Origin of the sequence: Cohnella caldifontis (genome assembly GCF_029360585.1) — a bacterium.
GTDB lineage: Bacteria > Bacillota > Bacilli > Paenibacillales > Paenibacillaceae > Cohnella > Cohnella caldifontis.
The window spans coordinates 59,695-80,657 of the sequence record NZ_JAQZSJ010000017.1; the positions used below are offsets into that span (position 1 = coordinate 59,695).

Genomic DNA, 20,963 nt, shown 5'->3' on the forward strand with positions numbered 1-20,963 from the left:
TGCGAAAAAGCCAGCCGCTTCAGGCTGGCTTTCTCCTTGATTCAGAACGCAAGCGCCAACTCCCGTGCTTGGGCGACGGCTTCTTTCTTGATTTCCTGAGCCCGATCGGGATATTGGTTGTGTCCTTCGATGAAGAGGCCCGTGAGTTCGGGAATCCCGAAGAACCGCATGACGTTCTCCAAGTGCGCGTGTCCCGCTTCCATCGCCGCGCTCGGCCCTTCCGAATAGACGCCGCCGCGGGATTGGATGTGCAACGCTTGTTTGCCTCCCAGCAAGCCCACGGGCCCTTGCGCGGTATATTTGAACGTTTTGCCGGCCACCGCCACCGCGTCGATATAAGCTTTCATCAAAGGTGGATACGAGAAGTTCCACATCGGCGTCACGAATACATACTTATCCGCCGCTACGAATTGGTCGGATAACTGCTGAAGCCGTTCGACCTTGCGCCGCTCTTCCGGGCTCAGGCTGTCGGAGTCTCCGGACTGAAGCTTCTTCCAGGCCCGAAAGACGTCGCGGTCGAGCAGCGGAATATCCTCTTCGTACAGGTCCAGTACGACGACCTCGTCGTCCGGATTCGCTTCGCGATACGCCGCAAGAAACGTTTGGGCTGCCGCCACGCTGACGGACGCCGATTCGTCCAGCGGATGGGCTTTAATGCAGAGAAGGGTTGACATGGGAGGGTTCTTCCTTTCAAATGGGAGATAAAGGATGAACCCAGTGTATCTGCCAGCCCGGAAATGAGGGAGAACTGCAGTTATACGAGCGTTGGAAGAACTACCATGTCGGAAAGTCCCATCTTGAAAAGTAGTACTGCGACTATCAGGCCAATCAAGCGAACGGCGGAGGGAAACCCATGATCATCGAATCCAACGAAAACAGGCGCAAGGAGCTCGCCGATTTCCTGAGAACGCGGCGCGAAAGGCTCAGCCCGCAAGACGTCGGCCTTCCGCCGGACGCCAAGCGGCGACGCACGCCGGGCCTGCGCCGGGAAGAGGTCGCGGTGCTGGCCGGCATCTCGCTCCCTTGGTACGTGTCGCTGGAGCAAGGCCGCGACATCCGCGTGTCGGACGAAGTGCTGGTCAGCCTGGCCCGGACGCTGCGGCTGGATGCCGCCGAGCGGGAACATCTTTTTCTGTTGGCCAACCAGAAGACGTGCCCGACTTCCGCCTTTCTCCCCCAACCCGTGTCCGTGCCATCGTCCCTCCAATTGCATTTGGAACAACTGGAGCCATGCCCCGCGTATATCCACGATTCCAGGTGGAACGTCCGGGCCTGGAATCGCATGGCGGCGGAGCTGTTCGGCGACTACGCAGCGATGGCCGAAGAAGAAAGGAATACGGTATGGCTGATGTTCACCCGGCCGGAATACCGCGAACGGTTCGTTCAGTGGGAGGAACTGGCGCAAAGCGTCATCGCGCAATTTCGGATCTCGTATGGGAAGTACCTCCACGATCCGTGGTATCCGGACATGGTCGAACGCTTGAGCGATCGGAGCCCCGAGTTCCGGGAATGGTGGAGCCGGCACGAAATCCAGACCCATCCCGACAGCCCGAAAACGTTCCGCCACCCGCAGGCCGGACTGCTCACGCTGCAGCCGAACAGTTTCGCCCTGCTCGATCAAGACGGCAGCCTGTTCCTGAAAACGATGATGCCCGCGCCCCGTACGGATACGATGGAGAAGTTGACCTCCCTGCTGGGCAGCCTACGCGAGCATGCGTTGCCGGTATGAGGCGGTATACGCGGTAAGGGGTGAGGGTTATGGAATCGTTGCAGTCTATCTATCGGCGGTATTTCGATGAAACGTTATTCAGCCATAAGAACGGAATCTCTTATGCGACGCGACCCGAAGTCGGCGATGGGTACGCCTGCAAAGTGACGACTTACAGCGGGATCGAAATCGTGTATCACGATATTCGTTATCATAAACCGCATCCTTTTCGGTTTGCTTCCGGAGGACGCATGGTCGAGCTTCAGTTTACGCTCTCCGGTCAACGACAGGTGACCGTGTCGGGTCAGGATCATGAAATTCCGGTTGGGCAGGGGGCGCTTGCTCTTCTTCAAGATTTTCAGGTTCAGTTTTATCCCCCGGCCCAGCAGTATGCTTCTCTTTCGCTGGCCGTGCCCGTTCCCCTGTTCGATTATGCGGCTCATCCATTCGCGGCTTCATCCTCCCGGAACTTCGAGTTTAACCGACTCCTCAAAGGACAATCCTTCCGCTGCTATCCGATCGAAAACAATGCCAGAAGCATGTTGTTGATCAAGCAATTAATCGCGGATTTTCATAACGCCAATCGATCCCCTCTCATGATGGAAGCAACCGCTTTGGAGCTGTTGCACATGCATCTTCTTCAATTGCTCGAGCCGACGCCAAGGCCGCAGGGGCTGTCCAGGGAAGACGTGCGGAAGCTGCATATGGCCAAGCAGGTGCTCGAAACTTGCATGGCCGATCCTCCTTCGCTCCTGGCTTTATCGAAGAAAGTCGGCCTCAACGACTTTAAGTTGAAAACGGGATTCAAAGAATGTTTCGGCATGACCGTTTTCGAATATTTGAGACAGATCCGCCTCGATTATGCGCGAAAGCTTCTGAAAGACCAGGCCGTTACCGTGACCGAAGCCGCGATGACGGTCGGTTACGGCAATGTCAGCGCGTTTTCCGAACAGTTCGTCCGAAAATACGGCATCAAACCATCCGAGTTGAAAAAACAATTTTAATCCGTTTGACCGTAATTCTTTCCGCCGCGAGGGAGAAGACGCCGCCCCCATTCGCTTACACTTCATTTCAAAAGGCGAATTGGATAAGGAGTGCGGAAAATGAAGGGGAGCGTTTTTTCTACGGTTGACTAATTGACATACAGAAGATTTGCCTTATGCCGATCGTTACGGACACCACAGCCGTTATTGGAGCAATTTCAACGTTTTTCAAATCGTAACGGACAATACGGACCTTAAGCGCCCCACTTCGCGGCTAATCAGCGGTATTTTTGCTGAATAAGTGCAATCGTGTCCGTTAGAATACGATAGGTTGAGGAATGCCCCCGATAACGTCCTCTGTGTCCCTTAGCCTGATGGTGTCCGTATTTTTCGACCTGGTATGCGAATGGGTCAGTCGTAGTTTTTTTCGCGTTTTCGCGGGAATGAGGGAGGTAAATGGGTAAAGTAGACAATGAAGATTATATCCCCGCCCTTCGTTTTCATTGGCTGACGTCGTTGTACGATCCGATTTTGCGTTGGTCCATGAGAGAATCGACCTTCAAGCCCAAACTCATCGAGCAACTCGGGCTGGACGCAAGCCGGCGCGTGCTAGATTTGGGGTGCGGCACCGGTACGCTGACCCTGCTATTGAAGCAAGCTTGCCCGGAAGCGGAAGTCATCGGACTCGATATCGATCCTAAGGTTCTCCGGGCCGCAAGGAACAAAGCCGAAAAAAAGGGAATGAATATCCCGTTTCATCAAGGGATGTCCGATGAACTTCCCTATCCGGATCGTTCCTTCGACCGGGTGGTTGCCAGTCTCATGTTTCATCATCTGACTTATGAAAACAAACGGCGAACGCTCCATGAGGTTTTCCGCATATTAAAGCCGCAAGGAGAGCTTCACATCGCGGATTGGGGAAAAGCGCAAAACGGTCTGATGCGTCTGGCGTTTCTCTCCATCCAATTCCTGGACGGTTTTAAGACGACGGCAGATCACGTGAAGGGCATTCTTCCCCAATTGATCAAAGATTCCGGATTCGTTGACGTCGAGGAGACGGATCGGTTCATGACGTTATACGGAACCTTGTCCTTATATAGGGCAAACAAACCGGCGAATGGGCAATAGCCGCGGCGCCTCTATTCCCGTTCCGCCAGCGTCCGGCTGCCGCGCGCCCGCACCTGTTCCACGACGTGGCGGATGGCGTTAACGACCAGCTCCGGGCGCGGCATTTGGAGACTGTGGCCTTTGCGGTCGCTCGTCGCGTGGATGTGGTTGGTGGATCGGGAGGCGAGCTCCTGCTGCATCTTCGTCCAATTCTCGCCGAAACCGGGGTTATTCACGACCGCGACCGGCAGATCCCCGAATTGCGGCTTCGGAGCGGCGTTCATCCGATTCTCGGCGGCTCGCAGATGCGCGTCCACTTGATTGAATTCCGCTTCCGCCGCCTTCCGGGCGAACATGCCGTACACGATCCCTTTCCATTGCCGGTATTCGTCCGGACTCAGTTGCTGCTTGTAATAGGAACGTTCGTGTCCGAACATCGGAATCGCCCCGAAGGCGTTGCCCAGAAAACGGGGGATGCCGAACGGGGAGAGCACCCGCATGATCTTCAGCGCCACGCCGATCGCGGCGAAGCCCTGCTTGAATTTCGCGTCGCGGACCAGAAACTCGTGGGTCGAATCCAGGAAGACCAAGCCCGCGACCTTATGGGGATATTCCATCGCGTAGAGCCGGGCGATCAATCCGCCCAAGGAATGGCCGGCCAGGATGACCGGCCCCGTGACTCCGGCCTTGTCCAACAATCGGTCGAGGACCTGGACCGTCTGCTCCGGGGTCGGCTCGGGACCGGGATCGCTGGAACCCATCCCCGGCCGGTCGTAGGCGATCACCCGGGCAAATGGAGCGACTTGTTTGCTCACGTGGATCCAAGAGTAAGAACAATCGCCCGCCCCATGGACCAGAACGACGGGAGGGCCGTCTTTGCCGGTATCCGTCATATGAAGGCGGTATCCGTCTAGTTCGATCCGCTTGCCCGGAACGGGCCTCCGCGCATCCCTGCGCCTTGAAACCTGTTCATAAATCAATCCCAGCGCCAAAACCGTTGCAACTCCCGCAATCGCGATCGCCATTTTCCTCTGCACCCTTCCGTTCCCGCCATGGTGTGAATCATGCTTCAAGGCCCTTACGTTCGGCGAATTCCCGCGTTCCCGCCCCATAGAACGCGGATGCCGCCAATACCACGATTCCCATGAGGGTAAACATCACCGGACCATTGAAAGCGCCGAGCAGGTAACCTCCCGCCCATGGTCCGATAAACTGGCCCAGATTCCCGAACGTCTGGGCCCCGAAATACGTTCCTCTCATGCCTTCCGGAGCGAGACGGTCGAGGAGCACGTTGCCCGCCGGATAGTTCAGGATTTCGCCGATCGTGAACACGACCATCGCCGCGACGAACCCGAGCCAGTGCTTCGAAAACGCAAAGCCCAGCAGCCCGGCGGCGAACAGCGCGTTTCCGGCGTGGATGGCCAGGAGCGGCGATCGCTTCTCCGCCCAGCGGCCGATCGGGAGTTGCAGGAGCACGACCGTTACGGCGTTTACCGTCATCAATGCCGCGAACAGCCGAACCCCGTTTTCGAAATGGTCCTCGATGAACTGCGATAACGTGACGGTCATCTGGCAGTAACCCGCTCCGACGAGGATGGCGCCGATCAGGAACATTTTCAGGCACGAATCGCGCCGTATCACGCGCCAGGCCGATGACAGCGTGATTTTCTCCTTCGGAGGACCTTCGATCTGCTTGATGCCGAACGACAGCAGCAGGAAGTACAACGCGACGCCGTAGAGCAGGAAAATGCAGCCCGTCACCAGGAAAGGCAGCGGCCCCTCGCCCATCCCGAGCCATGCGCCCAGCAGCGGTCCGACGGATACGCCGATATTCGCCGCGAAATAACGCATGGAGAACACCCGCATCCGCTTGTCCGGAGGCGTCAAATCCGCCATCAGAGCCTGCGACACCGGCTCGAACCACGATCGGCACAGCCCGTTCAACAGGTTCAGCAGCAGGAAAACGACCGGCAGCTTGGCGATCGCGAAGCCGACGAAGCCGATCACCCAGGCGAAGAGAGCCGCGAACATCACGACCCGGCGCCCCAGCCGGTCGGACAACGCGCCCCCGATGAACCCGCCGAACGTACCGGCCAGCGCGCCCGCCCCCGAGACGAACCCGATCATCGTTTCGTTCATCGTGGTGTTATGGGACAAATACAGCGCGAGAAAAGGAAGGCTCATCGAAGTCCCGATCCGCGACAATCCATGCCCGAAGACAAGGGACAACACGATCGGATGATAGGAACGGAAAAAGACTTGTATGCGGTTCATAAGATGCGGGCTCCTACCTATTGGCGTTTAAGTTTCACTTGGTGAACCTTCTGCCTCATTAATGGGTTGTTTCCATTCTACGATTCCTTGCCGGATTCTCTAGCGAAAGTTTCTTCGAGTGGAGTTATTGCGTTCGAGCAATAACTCGGCCGATCGACGCACCTACGGGCTGATTTTATTGCTTTTGGGCAATAAAACGAGGCCTTGGGCGGGGGGCGAAGCGAAGATGGCCGGAATTATTGCTCAAACGCAACAAGTCTGCATCTTCCACGGGGACATGCGCCAAGTTGTTGCGCAAAAGCAATAAATCCGTTGAGGGGGATACCTCGGATCATCCCCAAATTCGCAGCCTTTCGCATCCTCTACGCAACCTATCGAGTCTTTTGCATCCTCTACGCTGTCTTTCGCAGCCTTTCCGCAGCCATTCGCTGCCTTTACGCAGCCTTCACTCCACTCTTACCCCGAGCAGTCGAAGACCGTGTTCCGCGAGCGAGCGCACGGTATCGTCATCCGAGCGGCGCGAGATGAGGCCGACTCCGTTCCAATAAGCGAAATAGGCGGCGGCAGCGGCCCCGGCATCTCCCGGCGCCGCGGCGCCTGCCTGCTGCCCCTCCTCGAGCAACTCCGCGAGATGCCGGACGAACTCCCCGGCGAACGCGTCGAGCGCCTGGGTCAGCTCCGCGTCCGGCTGCGGCTGATTGACGATCTGCTGAACGAGCCGGAGGTAAGCGGCGCTGTTCAGCGCGATGCGGATCTGCTTGTGGACGAGCAAACGCAGCCGTTCCGCGGGATGTTCGGAGTCCAGCTTCAGATTGCGGTAAAATTCCCGGGCTTGTTCGATATTGTCCAGCACCGCTTCGCGGAAGAGCTCTTCCTTCGTGGCGAAATATTGGAACACGGAAGCATGGCTGACGCCCGCCGCTTTGGCGATTTCGCTGACGGTGGTTCGGGCAAAGCCCTGCCGGGAGAAGATCACCACGGCGGCGTCCAGCAGGGCGCGGCGGCGGTTTTCCCGAAGCTGCGGGTTAACGGGTCTTGGCATCATGGACCCCCGTTTTCGTTTTAATTAACTGACTGATCAGTCATAATATAAGCCAACCGGCACCGAAAATCCAGCGGGAATTTCGGTTATACACTCGGTTCATCGGGAAACGGGGCAGAAGCGAATCGCCGGAACCGACGGTACCCATAGGAATCGGCGAACGGACGGCGACGGATGCGCACGTACGAAAACCTAGCGCTATGAGGCCGGCTTTCCGATGCCAATTGACAGTGCATGAAAGCCAACCCCATTGGGCCGTCTTTCCGATGCCAATTGACAGTGCGCGAAAGCCAGCCCCTTGGGCTGGCTTTTCGCTGTCGATCGCCATCTCGCGCGAGATGGCGTCCGTTTATTTCGAGTACGCTTCTTTTAATGTTTGGATATCGATTTTGTCCATCCGCAGCATGGCTTGCGTCACGTTTTGCGCTTTGCGCGGATCTTCGTCGGCCATCAGCTCGCCCAGGATCCGGGGGACGATCTGCCACGAGAGGCCGAATTTGTCCTTCAGCCAGCCGCACCGTCCGGGTTCCCCGCCGTCCGCCGTGAGCTTCTCCCACAGCTCGTCGACTTCCTCTTGCGTCTCGCAGTCCACGAAGAACGAGACGGCTTCGTTGAACTTGAAATGCGGGCCGGCATTCAATGCCATGAATCGCTGGCCTTCCAGCTCGAACGTCGCGGACATCAAAGTGCCTTTCGGAAACGGCGCCCCCTCTCCGTAGCGGGTCACGTTGTACGTTTTCGCGTTCTTGAATACCGAGCGGTAAAAATCGATGGCTTCTTCCGCGTTGTCATTGAACCACAAGAAAGGGGTGATTTTATCGGACACGAGCGATCCTCTCCTTTTCATTAACGGCTGAGCGGGCCGATGCCGGCTTCGAACTTGTCGAGGGACTGGTTCATGCCGATCACGGCGAATTCGGACATCTTGCCCAGCGTCCAGTTGCTTTCGGTAATCTTCAGCTCCGTCCGGCGACCGTCCAGCGCTTTGAATTCGATGACGAACCGGACTTCTTCCGGAAAATCGGGCGGCATGCCCGCGTCAGCGGGAGCGATCGGGTTGCCGTCCTCGTCGGACAGGCTCTGCGTGAACTCCAGCCGTTCAAAAGGCACGATCTTCGTGTACACGCCCGTAGAGTAGAAGTCTTGACCGCCCTGCTCCCGCGGCGCCCGCATGCAGAACAGGTATTTCCCGCCTTCGCGAAAATCGATCTCGCACCGCGGGGAAGTATAATGCTCCGGCCCCCACCACAGCGGGACCAGCTTCGGGTCCGTCCAGCCTTTCCATACCCATTCCACCGGAATGTCCATCACGCGGGTAATGACGAGTTCTTGCCTGTTCGAATTCGGAATCATTCGGAAACCTCCTGATTGGGTGGGGACTTGGCCATTTCCGCTTTCAACACCGCTTCCAGCGTATCCAAGCGCCGGCTCCATCTTTGTCTAACGCTTTTGGACCATTCTTCGACCTCCGTCATGGTGTCGGTATTGATCCGATAGAGACGTTGCTGCGCCCGTTTTTGCACGTCGATCAAACGCGCCTCCAGCAAAATCTTCAAATGCTGGGATACCGCCTGAGGACTGATCGGAAACGGCTCCTGGATCTGCGTGGCGGACAACTCTTCGTGATCCGCCAGCATCTCCAGAATGCGGCGGCGCGTCGGATCCGCAAGCGCGGAAAAGGTATCGGCAGCCATACGCCGGATCTGCTCCTCCTTTCGGTTTGCTGGGTCATCCGGGCAAAACCGTCTGATTCTCCTGTTGGTTGATAATCCCATATTAAAGTATTTATTTTATAAAGTAAATACTTTAATACAAAATTTTCCGCCGCCTTTGCGAACCCCTGCCTGCCCGGTCGTAAATCCCGTCTTCCTGCTTTTAATTAACTGACTGATCAGTTATAATACAATTCATTCCTGCCGCAAGGAGATATGGCTTCGATGCTATATGGGTAAGGTCCCGGGCGAACGGGTCGCCCTGTTAGGCCATCCGGCAGCTGTTTCTAGAAGGTTGATCCAACGGAGGAGGATCGTTTACCCATGACGCAAACATCCGGAATCATCATCGATCGCTTAGACCATCTGGTGCTGACCGTCGAGGATCTGGAGCGTACGATCCGTTTCTACGAGGCGGTATTGGGCATGGAAGTCGTCCGATTCGCCGGGGGACGGTACGCCCTGCAATTCGGCCGGCAGAAAATCAATCTGCACGAACGCGGCCGCGAGTTCGAGCCGAAAGCCCATACGCCGGTTCCCGGCTCCGCGGACCTCTGTTTCATCAGCAGCACGCCGTTGGAGGACGTTATCCAGCATCTGAACCGACACGGAATCCCCATCGAAGAAGGACCCGTCCTGCGCACGGGCGCAATGGGCAAGATTCTGTCCGTCTACTTCCGCGATCCGGACTTGAACCTGATCGAAGTGTCGAATTACGCCGAGGATGAACCGAATCGTCCGCAAACATAAAATAGGAGGCGCCCCCTGAGGGGACAGCCTCCTCTTTCCTCTCGCGTTACTTGGCCCTAGTGGTCGCTTTCGCGCTTGCCGCTTCGGTCGTATTCGTCTTCGTGACCGCCGCGACCTTATAGTAATACGTCGTCGCGGGCTTCAACGCGGAATCCACGTATTGGGAAGCCTTCACGCGCTCCGCGATCAACTCGTAAGTTCCGTTCACGCTCGTCGAACGATAAACGGCATAGCTGGCCGAAGGAACGGCGTCCCAATTCAATTGAATCGTATGATGATTCAAAACCTTGGCCGTCAGGTGGGCGAGCGGAGCCAAAAGCGTCCGGGCGGAGACGACGGCGCTCGGCTCCGAGACTTTGGTTCCGCTGGAAGCCTTCACGTAGTAGAAATACGCCGTATTCGGCTTCAATCCCTCATCCGTAAAGGCCGTGCCCGATAGCCCTTCCGCGGCGATAGCGAACGGGCCGCTCGCCGAAGCCGCGCGGTATACGCTGTAGGCCGCCGCGCCTTCGGAAGCGTTCCAACGCAAATCGATCGCGTTCGAAGCGGCCGCCGTCGCGGTAAAGCCGGCAGGAGCCTGAAGTTCCTTGACCAAGGTGAGTTCGCCGAAAACGGACGTATCCTGATAACCGGTACCGGTCGTATCGTTCCATGCCGCCACGCTTTGGCGGGCGCCGTTCTTCGCGTCATTGATCTGCACGTCGAAGCCCAGCTTCTTCCCGATCGCCGGCGCGACGGACTTGAGCGGAATCTTCGCTTCCACCGTATAGTTCGTTCCGGAAACCTTGACGGCGGAAACGAAGCCGTCCGCGATGCCCGCCGGGTTGAAGGAGGTCTCGTTGTCGAAGTTCACGCGGTACTGCCCGTCATCTTCTTGGTAGAACGAGGTTTTGCCGTTGTTCTGATCCAGGAAGATTTCCACCGAATCCTGCTCCCACGGGTTCACGCTGGCCTTATCCAGCTGCTCGTCGCCGACCTGGATCAGCACGTACAGGTTCTGGTCGTCCCAGAGCGCTTTGGCCGTTCCGGACGCTCCTTGCCAAGCCGTCTGGTACCGTTCGATCGGGATCTCGGCCGCCTTGCTCCAGACTCCGTCCACCGTGCCGTCTACGACAGGCGTCCCGTACATGGCCGTCGCTTGGCTGGCTTCCGTCGTCTCCGGCGGATGCTCCGCGATGAATTTGTCCGGATCGATGACGCCGTAATAAGCGGGTTTCGCTTGCAGGTTCTTATCGAACGGCAAAGGGCTGCTTTCGGCTCGCCAGCTCGTTCCGTCGTCCATTCCCCAGAACGTCACGCGGGCGATGTGATCGGCATGGGCTTTGTAGATCTTGAACAATTCAGCGTACAAATAACCTTGCGCGATCGCTTGACGCTCGGTGATTTGACCGTTGCTGCCGGCTTGAACGTCCAGCTCGGAGACGCTGATTTCCACGCCCAGCGAAATGAACTTCTCGAGCGACAGCTTCACGTTTTCCGGGTTCGTGTTGATGCTGTAGTGGCCTTGCATGCCGATGCCGTCGATCAGCTTGCGGCCGGGGTGCGTCAGCGCGTACTTGTCGTTCAGCGCTTTGACCATGCTGTAGATGGCTTGGGCTTTGTTCTGGTTGTCGTCGTTATAATCGTTGTAATAGAGCTTGATGTCCCAATCGGGGTGTTCGTCCAGCACCTCCCTGGCCGCCAGGAACGCCTGCTCGAGGTAATCCGGTCCGATGGCTTGATACCACGGAGATTGGCGCAGCGCAGCCTGCCAGTCCGACGGGTTCGACGGGTTGTCGTTCATCGCTTCGTTCACGACATCCCAGGAAATCACCTTGTTCCCGAAATGCTCCATGACCGTGCGGATGTGCGTCCGCAGATTGCTTAAGGCTTCGTCCCGTCCCAGCGGAACCGTGTTGCCTTGGGCATCCTGCGTCGTGTTGAGCCATGCGGGCGATTGCTGATGCCACGCCAAGACGTGGCCATGGACCTTCAGCCCCTCGGCGCGGGCTTTATCGACCATCGCGTCCGCTCCGCCGAAAGTAAAGTTGCCCTTCGTCGGCTGGAGCGCGTCCGGCTTCATGGCGTTGCCCGCGGTGACGACATTGTGGTGCATCTTGAGAAGCTCAAGTCTGACGCCGTCCAAATCCGGCGCCGATATGGCGTTGCCGATCAGAAAATCGTTCGCGTACGCGTCCTTGATCGGAATCAGGTCTCGCTGGATGTCGACCGGCCCCGCCCCGCGCACGAGGCTGACGTCGTCGATATAGAAAGAGGCCGTACCGTTGTTGGAGCTTTCCACGTAGAGGGTCAAATATTCGTCGCCGGCGTTGTTATAGCGGAAGGTGCCTTCGTACAACACCCAGCCGTCGGACGTGCTGACCGTTTTTCCCAAAATGTTGTTGTAGCTGGCGCTGCTCCCGTTGCCGACCTGCGTGGACAACTGGAGCTGCGAGCTCTCGGGCGAGATCAGCTTCACCCAGACCGAAAGTTTGTACTCATAGCCCAAGTCTATGTACTTCTCGATGCGCAGCGACGGTCCGTGCCAAGTCGCGGTTCGGTTCTCGACTTTGAGCGCGTAGGAGCCGCCCGCGGTATGGTTGGCTTCATTCGTGACGGTCAGCGTTTCCGTACCTGCCCGCCCCGCGAAGCCGCCCGTCGTTTGGTCCTCGAAGGTGATCGTGTCAAACGGCAGAGCCGGAGGCCGGTTATCATCGCCGCCGCCCGAAACCTCTTTCGACGTGATCAGAATATCCCCGATATAGAACGGAACTCCCGCGCCGGCGTCATTCGATTGCACGCGAAGGGCGGAATCTTTGCTCGTATCGACCGTGAACTCCTTCGTCATCGCGAAGGCCGATCCCGCGGCGAAATTCGCGCCGGCCAGCCAGCCGTAGCTGTTCACGGTTTGGAGGAACGTTTGCGCGCCGTCCGGCACCGTTACGTCGGCATCCACGTAACCCGTAACGGTCACCGTATAGGTCTTGCCGTTTTCCAAGCCGACGTCCGCGAATCGGAAGTCCGCCGCATCCCAGTTGTTCGCGCGGTTGCTGACGTATAAAGCGGCTCCGTCCGCGTTGCCTTCGAACGTTTTGCCGGTGACCGGCGTCAGGCTGGCGCCTCCGGACTGCACCGCCGCCCCTTTCCCTCCCGAGAAAGTCTCGTGATACACGACGACCGCGCCGGGATCGTCCGCGGCTTTCACGTGAGTGACCGACGCGTTTGGGGCCCATGCAACCAACGACACCGCAGCGAGTAAAGCCATGATGCTCATCTTGAAATTCCTTTTCACCAATCATTCCCCCTAACCGAGTTGAAATGAATGCGACGGGTTTGCGGTAAGCGCTTTCACTTTTCGCGCGAGCGCCTGCCGCACGTCCCAGCCCCATTATAAGGGATGGCATCCCTATTCGATTACCGGTGGAATTATGGTTTTTCCTACATTTTTTAAACCTGTTTAGGCCTCGGACTATACATGAGAGACTTTCCGGAATCTCTCTTTGTACGATTTCTCCAGCCCGACGGAGATCAGGTGCATTCCGAGAATGTACAGGACGTACGCGGCGAGCGGGATAAGCAGCAGCCATTGGCGGGCGTACAGATGGTCCCGGGCTTGGGCGATCAGCCCGCCCCATTCGTTCGTGCGGCTGATGTACTCGACCGGGTCGCGATTCATGGTCGTGCCGCCGACGAAAATATCGAAAATCGCCAAACTGCCGAACAAACCCGCGACCAGCACGATTTCCTGCACGAACGCGATCGCGAAGCTTTCTTTCATGTGCGGAACCAGATGGGTGCGAATCACCCTCCACCGGTCCGCTCCGAGCGCTATCGCCGACAACACGAAAGGCTTGTCCATCTCCACCATCGTCTTCTCCCTCATCGTGAAGACGAGCGGCGGGATCCCGACGATCGTCAAAACGGCCGCGAGGAGAAGCGCCATTTCGAGGTTGGAGGCCGAGGGATTGATCGAGATTCCGACCAGGATCATCCATACGAGGATAAACATCGGAATGCCGTTCAGCAGATTCCCGACGGACGCCCGATTCGTCCGGGTTTTCCTTTCTTTGGCGAACGTGCCGAGCAACAGACCCAGCATCCCCCCGACCGCGACGCGGCAGAACGCGACGGCGAGAGACAGGAAGATCGTATAATGCGAGCCCGCCAACATTTTCGCCATCATATCGTAACCGGCTTTGTCCGTACCGAAAGGATGCTCCGCGCCCGGGGGAACCGGCGGCACCAACAGGGTGCCTTTTCCGTTTTCGTCGACGACGTATTCGATCTCCACGTGCTCGCTCAAATCATGGGGCGCGAAATACCGTCCGAAAAGGGAGGCCGCGACGATGACGAGCGTGATGAGCAGACCCGCAAGCAACGTTTTATTCATCGAAGCAACACCTTCTCCCAGCCATACAGGAATAATTTCAAGATGGCGTAACCGATCGCATAGAGCACCAGCAAAGTCAGGATCCCGTTCGCCGCCAAGCTGTATTGGTAGCCTTCGAATCCGTACGCGTTGGAGAACACGAGCATGGCGACGCCGTCCAAATTATACAGGTACTCTACGATGAACAAGTTCCCGAACAAGATTCCCATGAACTTGTGCATGTCCGCTTTGACATAAGGCAGCACGTTCGGCAGGGCGTGGAAGAACACGATGGTGCGTTTGCCCATTCCGCGCGCTTTGGCGAAATTGATATAGTCGTCAGCCAGAGCGTGGCTCATATGCAGCGCGACATTCCGGATCATGTAGTTGGCGGGAATAATAACGGCCGATATCAACGGAAGCGCGACGGCGGGATCGTCCGACGAGGTGCTGGCCACTTCGAAAATCAACACTTTGGTATGAAGGTAGATGAAGACGACCGCGAATTGCAGCACGAGAATGATCAGGAAATCCGGCAATATTCCCGTGAATTCCAGCACGCGTTTCAGCCATTCCTTGCGGGAGACCGCCACGTAGATGCCGAGCAAAATGCCGAGCGTCATCGCCGTCAAGGCGCCGATGCCCATATAGAACAGCGTGATCTTGAAGCTGGGACAGATCTGCTCCCAGAAGGACAATTCGGTTCTTCCGGACAAATACCGGAAAGCTTCCCCTGACCGAAGACCCTCGAAATAATCGCGTATGCTGGAAAAACCGCCTTTCCAGTTCAAGAGCAGCCCGCCCTGATGCGGCGCGGTCTGGATCACGGCGGGCAACATGGCGAGCACGAGGACGAACGCGACCACGCCAACCGTAATTAGCGCGATTCGGTAGATTTGGGCCATCAAGATGCAATTCCTTTCGAATTCTTGGCGAAATCGCCTCTTAGATTGCGAGGCGCAATTGTCTATTTCGACAGGAGGGGATTGAATCCTGCCTTGCGCGACCTGGACAAATTCTCCTTCCCGAGGCGCGGCTGCAAATCGAACGAATCATGATGAGAGGCGCTTACGGGGCTCCAAGCCTAGGACGTTGGAAAATTTCTTCTGGTTTCCAAGTGTTCCACGGTACGCCCATCCCGCGGTATACTTAATGTTCAACGAGAAGGAGGGGTTCGGATGAACGACAACAAGACGCTTGCGGAAGCCTTCAAGCAAGCGACCTATCCGGTAGGCGGACACGGCAAACGAACCGTTCGAATGATAAAAGAAGCATTTGCGGAACTCGACGGCAGCGTGCCCAGCGATCAATACGGCAAAGGGGAGCTCATCGAAGATTTTCAGACGCGGATGGCGGAACACTTGGGCAAAGAGGCCGCCGTCTTCTTCCCCAGCGGAACGATGGCCCAGCAGATCGCCATGCGGATTTGGTGCGACGCCCGCGGGCTCAAGCGGGTTGCTTATCATCCGCTCTGCCATTTGGAGATCCACGAAGAAGACGGGTTGAAAATGCTGCATCGGATCGAGTCGGTCCTGTTGGCCGACAAGCATCGGCTGATCACCCTCCAGGATGTCGCGGAGATGCGGGAAGAGATCTCCTGCCTGTTGCTCGAATTGCCGCAGCGGGAGATCGGCGGGCAATTGCCGGCCTACGGGGAGCTCGAAGCGATCTCGGCCTGGTGCCGCGAGCGCGGAATCAAGCTGCATCTGGACGGGGCGCGGCTCTTTGAAATCGTGCCGTATTACGGGAAGACGGCCGCGGAAATCTGCGGGTTGTTCGATTCCGTCTATGTTTCCTTCTATAAAGGAGTCGGCGGGATCGCGGGCGCGATTCTGGCGGGGGACGAGCCGTTCGTGCAGGAGTCGAAAGTATGGAAAAGGCGGCACGGCGGCGACTTGATCAGCCTATATCCGTACATCGTGAGCGCGGATTATTACTTCAAACGCAGAGTTCCGAAAATGGAACAGTACTACCGCGACGCCCAAGAGCTGGCAGTCTCGTTCAACGAATGCGCGTGCGTCAGGACCATTCCGGAAGTGCCCGTGTCCAATATGTTCCACGTGCATATCGAGTTGCCGAAAGAGAAAGCGGAGCCTTTGCTCATCGGCATCTACGAGGAGACGGGGATCGGCATCACCCATTATTTGAGGGACAACGATGCCGGGGGCTGTTATTTCGAGCTTGGTCTGGGGGATGCGTATGCCGCATTGCCCAAGGATCGGCTCAGGACGGCCCTGCAAATGCTGAGCGAGAAGCTGGGGAACGCGCGCTAGAGAGGGAAAGCAAAACCCCCTGAATGGTTTCAGGGGGTTGCTCCGGACTCGTCCTATGATCATTCGTTGGGGTAGACGACCACTTTTAGGCTGCCGCCTTTGTTCGTGCGTGCCCGTTCCATCGCTTCTTGGGTACGTTCCAGCGGATACGAATCGGTGATCAAGGAGCGTACGTCGGCGATACCCGAAGCAAGCAGCGAGATCCCTTGCGGATACGTGTTGGCGTACCGGAAGATGCCGAAGATGTCCAGCTCGTTGTCGGCGATCCAAGGAACGTTCAGCGCGACTTCCTCTTGCGGGGGAAGCCCGACGATCGCCAGCTTGCCTCCCCGGCGAACGGCTTGGAGCGCCGTCTGCAGCGCTTTGGGGTTGCCCGCGGTTTCGAACGCGACGTCGGCGCCTCTCCCACCCGTCGCTTCGCGGACCGCCTGCACGGGGTCGTTGTCGCGGATATTCACCGCGTGCGTGGCGCCCAGCTTCAGCGCCGCCTCGAGACGGATCGGCTCCATGTCCGACACGACGATGGTTTCCGCCCCGAACGCTTTGGCTGCCGCCACCGCCGTTAGGCCCACGGGGCCCATCCCCATGATGGCAACGGTTTGCCCGGGCTTCACGCCCGCCCTTTTCGCGGCATGGAGGCCGACGGAGAAAGGCTCGATCAGCGCAGCCTCCTCGAAGGACAGCGTATCCGGAATCGGAAAAAGGAAATCTTCCCGATGCTTGATATATTGCACGAAAGCGCCGTCTACGGGCGGCGTCGCCAGGAAACGCACGTCCGGGCACAAGTTATAGCGGCCTTCTTTGCAGGCCGGGCACCGGCCGCACGTGATTCCGGGTTCGACGGCCACGCGGTCGCCGGGCTTCAGCCTCGTCACTCCGGGGCCGACGGCCTCGACGATTCCGGCGCATTCGTGCCCCAGAATGATCGGCTTCTCCACGACGTAACGACCGATCCGTCCGTGTTCGTAATAATGGATATCGGAGCCGCATACGCCGACCGCCATCACTTTGACCAGCACTTCCTGCTCCCCGATCTCGGGAATCGGCCGTTCCTCGATTTCGATCTTGAAGGGCGCGGTCATCACCGCGGCTTTCATCGTTCTCGCCATTCTCTCTCTCCACTCCTTCGCGGCACTCCCGCGCACCCTTTAACGCCGTTTAACCGGAACCCGCCGCTTTATTCCCAAGGCCTCAGCATGATTTTGGCGCATTGCTGGGACACGGAAGTCTCCAGCGCCTCCTGGATGCGGCTCATCGGGAACCAATGGGTCACGAAATGCCGCGCCTCGGGCGAGCGGCGGATGACGTTCGCCAGCTTCGGAAAATCGTTCAGATTGTAATGCCAGGAACCGATCAAATGGATGCCTTTGCGGATCAAGTCCCGGCTGACGACGACGGGCGTCTCCGTGTGGGACTCGCCGACGAACGCGACCTTGCCTTTCCTCCGGACGGCGTCGATGCAGAGGCGGTGGGCCGCCGGCACGCCTGAGCAATCCACGGCGCAATCGGGACCGATGCCTCCCGTCATCGCCTTGATCTTCTCCAGCGCGTCGGGATCCCGCGGATCGACTACCTCGTCGATCCCCAGCCTCCGGGCCACTTCGATCCGGTAAGGATTCGACTCCACCCCGATCACCCGCGCGCCGCAATATTTCGCGTTGATGACGGCGCCGAGACCCACCGGGCCGAGACCGGTGACCAACAACGTATCGTAAGCGGCGACGCTCAATTTCTGCATCGCCCCGAACGACGCGCCGAGACCGCAGCAAGCCAAAGCCGCTTGTTCGTAGGTGAGGTCATCCGGGATTTTGCGAAGGCTGACTTCCGGTTTCACGATATACTGCGACATCGCCGAATCTTGCATCGGATTGCTCAGGCAATGGATGAAATCGCCGGCCAGGCACAGATCGCATTCCCCGCAGCCGGAGAGCGGCATGGCGACGACGCGGTCCCCCGGACGGAACAACCCGCCGGGCGCGGCTTCGACGACTTCTCCGACCGCTTCGTGCCCCAGGCAATCGTGCGGTTTCCCTTCCAGGAACGCCTTGTATTCCGTGCACATCGGCGCGACCATTACTTTGATGAGGACTTCGCGTCCCTTCGGTTGGGGGATCGGCCGTTCCACGAGCCCGGCCTGTCGTTCCCCCAGGATTGCCGCTTTTTTCATCGTCGTCATGCGAATCCCTCCAATACCCGGTCCAAAGCCCTTTTGGTGCGAACCGCCGCTTCCCGCGAGCCCAGCAGGGGCAGGGTGTCGCTGAACGTCTCTACGGATAGGTAGCTGTCGTAGCCGATCTCTTGGAGCGCCGAGAGCATGCCCCGCAAATCGATAATGCCTTCCCCCGGCAGCAGCCGCTGATCGTCGATCTGCTCGTCGGCGGGTTTATCCGGCGCGTCGTTGAGATGGACGAGCACGATTTGCTCCGGCTTGAGCGCCAATATATCGTCGCGGGTCGCCCCCGACGTGTACCAATGGAAGCTGTCGAACAGCACGCCGACATTCGGGACGTCGATCGCGCCGATCAATTCCAGCACGCCGGGAAGCGTATGGATGAAGTCGTGCTTGAGCGTGCGCAGCGTCTTCGGGCCGACCCATTCGATCCCGAAACGGATGCCGTTCGCCTCCAGGATTTTGGCGCATTCCCGCAGCCGCCGGATGAACCGGCTCGTGTATTCCGCGACCGGTTCGTCCGTAGCCGGGTACAGCCAGGTGCAGCAGCGCGCCGTTCCCAGTTTGGCGGCGAAATCCGCGATATCCGGCAGTTGCTTGAGTTGCTCTTGGAACGTGGCTTCGTCCTTCCGGAATTCGACCGGCAAGCCGAACGAGCCGAGACCCAAGTTCCGGCTGTCCAACATTTCCGCCGCCGCCGCGAACGAATTCTCCTTATACGTCCGGTAGAACGGCTCTATGGTATAATCGATGGCCGGAAAACCCGCGTGCGAAGCGGCGTCCAGGAATTCCTCCGCCGTTGCCTGCCTGCCGGTCGTTACCGGGTTGATGGTGGGTATCATGCAGCATCCAGTCCTTTCTTCAGCCTTTGACCGCGCCGGCGACCATGCCTTGGATGATTCTCTTGTACAAGAGCAGGTAAACCACGATGACAGGCAATATCGAAACGTTGATCCCCGCCATCAGCTGCGGATAATCGACGGTATATTGCCCGACGAAATTGGTCAGTCCGACCGGAACGGTCTTCAATTCTTGCGTGTTGATCAGGATCAAGGCAAACGGGAACTCGTTCCAGATGTTCAGGAAACTGATGATGACGCAAGTCGAAAGAATCGGCCTGCACATCGGAAACACGATCCGAAACAACGAGGAGGTCAGGCTCGCTCCATCCATGTAGGCCGCTTCTTCCATTTCGGTCGGGATGCTTTTCATGAAGCTCTCGATCAGGAAAATGACGAGCGGCAGCGCGAAAGTCACTTCCGGCAGCACGAGGGAAAGCCGACTATCCAATAGGTGCAGATTGCGGTACTCGATGAACAGCGGGACAAGCAAGCCGTAGGTCGGCACCAGCATGCCGAACAGGAACATCGCGTACAGCGCGTTCCGGCCCCGGAACGAAAAGCGGGACAGGAAATAGCCGGTGACGAAGCCGATCGCGATGGTGAGCACGACCGAGACGGCGGCGACGAACGCGCTGTTTCCCAAATAACGGTACAGCTCTCCGTCCCAGAACGCCTTCGAGTAGTTTTCGAAATGAAGGCTCGAAGGCAAGGAAACGATGTTGCGGCTGAATGCCGCCTGGTTTTTCAGGGAAGAGTACAGCACCCATAAAATCGGAAACACGCAGAACACGGAAAACGCGGCCAGCAGCAGGTTGGCGAGAAGCTTCCCGCCCGTAACGACGGTTCTAGCGTTCAACGGTCCGCCCCCCCATCAATCTGCGGCTGAGCAAGATCAGCGTTAGGCTGAGCACGATCATGCCGATGGAAATGGCGCTGCCGTAACCCAATTTGAATTGGTTGAACGAAGTCCGGTAAGCGTACTGGGCCATGACGGTCGAACTCATGCCGGGTCCGCCTCCGGTCATGACGTAGATATTGTCGAAAATCTTCATGTTCCCGGCAATGCACAGCATGACGGCGACTTTCAACGTATCCATCATCAGCGGCAGCGTAATGAAAATCACCTTCCGGAAGCCGGTCGCCCCGTCGATTTCCGCTCCCTCGTAGATGTCGGAGGGGATGCTCTGAATGGCCGCCATGAAGATGATCAAATACAGTCCGACCCATTGCCAGACGATCGGCACCGTAACCGAATAGATGACGATATGCGGATCGTCGAGCCAGGGGCGAATCCAGGACGAGAGATGCAGGCTCCTCAGCAGCCCGTTCAAAATCCCGTAATCCTGGCTGAAAATCAAGTTCCAGATGAATCCGACGACGACGGCCGGCAGCACGACGGGCAAGAACAGGACGGTGCGGTGGAACTCGCGGAACCGGACCCATTTGGCCTGCAGGATCACCGCGAGCACGAACGCGATGCCGAGCTGCCCGATAATGCTTAATACCGTAATGATCATATTATTCCGGAACGAGAACCAGAATTTGGCGTCCTGGATCAAGTCGCCGTAGTTCCGCAATCCGATGAATGCTTTGGACAAACCGCCGGACCATTTGAAGAAGCTGAAATAGATCGACAAACCCAGCGGAATCAGCACGATGAATACATAGATGAGAGTGCCCGGTAGCAAATATCCGTAAATCGTTGTCGATTTAGGGCGCGGCAAGGTTTTCTCCAAACGATTCATCCCCTTACT

General features: G+C 57.8%; 20 protein-coding genes. 5 read left to right on the top strand and 15 right to left on the bottom strand.

The window, feature by feature from the left end; all coding sequences use genetic code 11:
• Positions 1 to 41: 41 nt before the first annotated feature.
• The gene (locus tag PTZ19_RS19810) at positions 42 to 674 is read right to left on the bottom strand and encodes an FMN-dependent NADH-azoreductase (RefSeq protein WP_276356945.1); all 633 of its coding nucleotides are present in this window, start codon (positions 672 to 674) and stop codon (positions 42 to 44) included.
• 179 nt (positions 675 to 853) lie between these two features.
• Between PTZ19_RS19810 and PTZ19_RS19815 the strand changes: the two genes are divergently transcribed.
• From PTZ19_RS19815 to PTZ19_RS19825, 3 genes are all read left to right on the top strand, one after another.
• On the top strand, positions 854 to 1,729 hold the full coding sequence (locus tag PTZ19_RS19815) for a helix-turn-helix transcriptional regulator (RefSeq protein WP_276356946.1): 876 nt from the start codon (positions 854 to 856) through the stop codon (positions 1,727 to 1,729).
• A 29-nt stretch (positions 1,730 to 1,758) separates the two neighbouring features.
• Positions 1,759 to 2,712 carry a helix-turn-helix transcriptional regulator gene (locus PTZ19_RS19820; protein WP_276356947.1) on the top strand — a complete coding sequence of 318 codons (954 nt, stop codon included), beginning with the start codon at positions 1,759 to 1,761 and terminating at the stop codon, positions 2,710 to 2,712.
• Between the two features lie 435 nt (positions 2,713 to 3,147).
• Positions 3,148 to 3,819, top strand: a complete 672-nt coding sequence (locus PTZ19_RS19825) for a class I SAM-dependent methyltransferase (protein WP_276356949.1) — start codon at positions 3,148 to 3,150, stop codon at positions 3,817 to 3,819.
• An 11-nt stretch (positions 3,820 to 3,830) separates the two neighbouring features.
• Here the strand turns inward: PTZ19_RS19825 and PTZ19_RS19830 are convergent, their stop codons facing one another.
• The 6 genes from PTZ19_RS19830 to PTZ19_RS19855 form a co-directional block, all read right to left on the bottom strand.
• Entirely contained in the window at positions 3,831 to 4,823 is a 993-nt protein-coding gene (locus PTZ19_RS19830) for an alpha/beta fold hydrolase (protein ID WP_276356951.1), read from the bottom strand.
• 37 nt (positions 4,824 to 4,860) lie between these two features.
• Complete coding sequence (locus PTZ19_RS19835) at positions 4,861 to 6,072, bottom strand: MDR family MFS transporter (RefSeq protein WP_276356953.1); 1,212 nt, start codon at positions 6,070 to 6,072, stop codon at positions 4,861 to 4,863.
• 445 nt (positions 6,073 to 6,517) lie between these two features.
• A complete protein-coding gene (locus PTZ19_RS19840) occupies positions 6,518 to 7,114 on the bottom strand; it encodes a TetR/AcrR family transcriptional regulator (protein WP_276356955.1) in 597 nt (198 codons plus the stop codon).
• 349 nt (positions 7,115 to 7,463) lie between these two features.
• The gene (locus PTZ19_RS19845; RefSeq protein WP_276356957.1) at positions 7,464 to 7,940 is read right to left on the bottom strand and encodes a VOC family protein; all 477 of its coding nucleotides are present in this window, start codon (positions 7,938 to 7,940) and stop codon (positions 7,464 to 7,466) included.
• 20 nt (positions 7,941 to 7,960) lie between these two features.
• On the bottom strand, positions 7,961 to 8,467 hold the full coding sequence (locus PTZ19_RS19850; protein WP_276356958.1) for an SRPBCC family protein: 507 nt from the start codon (positions 8,465 to 8,467) through the stop codon (positions 7,961 to 7,963).
• Positions 8,464 to 8,808 (bottom strand): ArsR/SmtB family transcription factor, encoded by a 345-nt coding sequence (locus PTZ19_RS19855; RefSeq protein WP_276356960.1) that lies wholly within the window; start codon positions 8,806 to 8,808, stop codon positions 8,464 to 8,466. The genes PTZ19_RS19850 and PTZ19_RS19855 overlap by 4 nt, the downstream gene beginning before the upstream one ends.
• A 342-nt stretch (positions 8,809 to 9,150) precedes the next feature.
• On the opposite strand from PTZ19_RS19855, the gene PTZ19_RS19860 reads away from it, so the two are divergent.
• Positions 9,151 to 9,576 carry a VOC family protein gene (locus PTZ19_RS19860; protein ID WP_276356961.1) on the top strand — a complete coding sequence of 142 codons (426 nt, stop codon included), beginning with the start codon at positions 9,151 to 9,153 and terminating at the stop codon, positions 9,574 to 9,576.
• Between the two features lie 46 nt (positions 9,577 to 9,622).
• Here the strand turns inward: PTZ19_RS19860 and PTZ19_RS19865 are convergent, their stop codons facing one another.
• The 3 genes from PTZ19_RS19865 to PTZ19_RS19875 form a co-directional block, all read right to left on the bottom strand.
• A complete protein-coding gene (locus PTZ19_RS19865) occupies positions 9,623 to 12,820 on the bottom strand; it encodes an endo-1,4-beta-xylanase (RefSeq protein WP_422615021.1) in 3,198 nt (1,065 codons plus the stop codon).
• Positions 12,821 to 13,024: 204 nt separating this feature from the next.
• Complete coding sequence (locus tag PTZ19_RS19870; protein ID WP_276356962.1) at positions 13,025 to 13,945, bottom strand: ABC transporter permease; 921 nt, start codon at positions 13,943 to 13,945, stop codon at positions 13,025 to 13,027.
• The gene (locus PTZ19_RS19875) at positions 13,942 to 14,829 is read right to left on the bottom strand and encodes an ABC transporter permease subunit (protein WP_276356965.1); all 888 of its coding nucleotides are present in this window, start codon (positions 14,827 to 14,829) and stop codon (positions 13,942 to 13,944) included. The genes PTZ19_RS19870 and PTZ19_RS19875 overlap by 4 nt, the downstream gene beginning before the upstream one ends.
• 273 nt (positions 14,830 to 15,102) lie before the next feature.
• Between PTZ19_RS19875 and PTZ19_RS19880 the strand changes: the two genes are divergently transcribed.
• Positions 15,103 to 16,197, top strand: coding sequence for a threonine aldolase family protein (locus PTZ19_RS19880; RefSeq protein ID WP_276356966.1), 1,095 nt, complete (start codon positions 15,103 to 15,105; stop codon positions 16,195 to 16,197).
• A gap of 59 nt (positions 16,198 to 16,256) precedes the next feature.
• On the opposite strand, the gene PTZ19_RS19885 is transcribed toward PTZ19_RS19880, so the two are convergent.
• The 5 genes from PTZ19_RS19885 to PTZ19_RS19905 all read right to left on the bottom strand — a co-directional run bounded on the left by PTZ19_RS19885 (position 16,257) and on the right by PTZ19_RS19905 (position 20,945).
• Positions 16,257 to 17,306 (bottom strand): NAD(P)-dependent alcohol dehydrogenase, encoded by a 1,050-nt coding sequence (locus tag PTZ19_RS19885; protein ID WP_276356967.1) that lies wholly within the window; start codon positions 17,304 to 17,306, stop codon positions 16,257 to 16,259.
• 68 nt (positions 17,307 to 17,374) lie between these two features.
• Positions 17,375 to 18,373: a zinc-dependent alcohol dehydrogenase gene (locus PTZ19_RS19890; RefSeq protein ID WP_276356968.1), complete on the bottom strand. Its 999-nt coding sequence runs from the start codon at positions 18,371 to 18,373 to the stop codon at positions 17,375 to 17,377.
• Positions 18,370 to 19,209, bottom strand: coding sequence for a sugar phosphate isomerase/epimerase family protein (locus PTZ19_RS19895; RefSeq protein WP_276356969.1), 840 nt, complete (start codon positions 19,207 to 19,209; stop codon positions 18,370 to 18,372). Before PTZ19_RS19895 ends, PTZ19_RS19890 begins: the two co-directional genes overlap by 4 nt.
• 19 nt (positions 19,210 to 19,228) lie before the next feature.
• Positions 19,229 to 20,065, bottom strand: a complete 837-nt coding sequence (locus PTZ19_RS19900) for a carbohydrate ABC transporter permease (RefSeq protein WP_276356970.1) — start codon at positions 20,063 to 20,065, stop codon at positions 19,229 to 19,231.
• Positions 20,055 to 20,945, bottom strand: a complete 891-nt coding sequence (locus PTZ19_RS19905) for a carbohydrate ABC transporter permease (protein WP_276356971.1) — start codon at positions 20,943 to 20,945, stop codon at positions 20,055 to 20,057. The genes PTZ19_RS19900 and PTZ19_RS19905 overlap by 11 nt, the downstream gene beginning before the upstream one ends.
• Positions 20,946 to 20,963: the final 18 nt, after the last annotated feature.

Bases quoted from the DNA above. Each gene is read 5' to 3' on its own strand.
- PTZ19_RS19810 (WP_276356945.1), bottom strand. From the start codon at position 674: ATGTCAACCCTTCTCTGCATTAAAGCCCATCCGCTGGACGAATCGGCG.
- PTZ19_RS19815 (WP_276356946.1), top strand. From the start codon at position 854: ATGATCATCGAATCCAACGAAAACAGGCGCAAGGAGCTCGCCGATTTC.
- PTZ19_RS19820 (WP_276356947.1), top strand. From the start codon at position 1,759: ATGGAATCGTTGCAGTCTATCTATCGGCGGTATTTCGATGAAACGTTA.
- PTZ19_RS19825 (WP_276356949.1), top strand. From the start codon at position 3,148: ATGGGTAAAGTAGACAATGAAGATTATATCCCCGCCCTTCGTTTTCAT.
- PTZ19_RS19830 (WP_276356951.1), bottom strand. From the start codon at position 4,823: ATGGCGATCGCGATTGCGGGAGTTGCAACGGTTTTGGCGCTGGGATTG.
- PTZ19_RS19835 (WP_276356953.1), bottom strand. From the start codon at position 6,072: ATGAACCGCATACAAGTCTTTTTCCGTTCCTATCATCCGATCGTGTTG.
- PTZ19_RS19840 (WP_276356955.1), bottom strand. From the start codon at position 7,114: ATGCCAAGACCCGTTAACCCGCAGCTTCGGGAAAACCGCCGCCGCGCC.
- PTZ19_RS19850 (WP_276356958.1), bottom strand. From the start codon at position 8,467: ATGATTCCGAATTCGAACAGGCAAGAACTCGTCATTACCCGCGTGATG.
- PTZ19_RS19855 (WP_276356960.1), bottom strand. From the start codon at position 8,808: ATGGCTGCCGATACCTTTTCCGCGCTTGCGGATCCGACGCGCCGCCGC.
- PTZ19_RS19860 (WP_276356961.1), top strand. From the start codon at position 9,151: ATGACGCAAACATCCGGAATCATCATCGATCGCTTAGACCATCTGGTG.
- PTZ19_RS19865 (WP_422615021.1), bottom strand. From the start codon at position 12,820: ATGGCTTTACTCGCTGCGGTGTCGTTGGTTGCATGGGCCCCAAACGCG.
- PTZ19_RS19870 (WP_276356962.1), bottom strand. From the start codon at position 13,945: ATGAATAAAACGTTGCTTGCGGGTCTGCTCATCACGCTCGTCATCGTC.
- PTZ19_RS19875 (WP_276356965.1), bottom strand. From the start codon at position 14,829: ATGGCCCAAATCTACCGAATCGCGCTAATTACGGTTGGCGTGGTCGCG.
- PTZ19_RS19880 (WP_276356966.1), top strand. From the start codon at position 15,103: ATGAACGACAACAAGACGCTTGCGGAAGCCTTCAAGCAAGCGACCTAT.
- PTZ19_RS19885 (WP_276356967.1), bottom strand. From the start codon at position 17,306: ATGGCGAGAACGATGAAAGCCGCGGTGATGACCGCGCCCTTCAAGATC.
- PTZ19_RS19890 (WP_276356968.1), bottom strand. From the start codon at position 18,373: ATGACGACGATGAAAAAAGCGGCAATCCTGGGGGAACGACAGGCCGGG.
- PTZ19_RS19895 (WP_276356969.1), bottom strand. From the start codon at position 19,209: ATGATACCCACCATCAACCCGGTAACGACCGGCAGGCAGGCAACGGCG.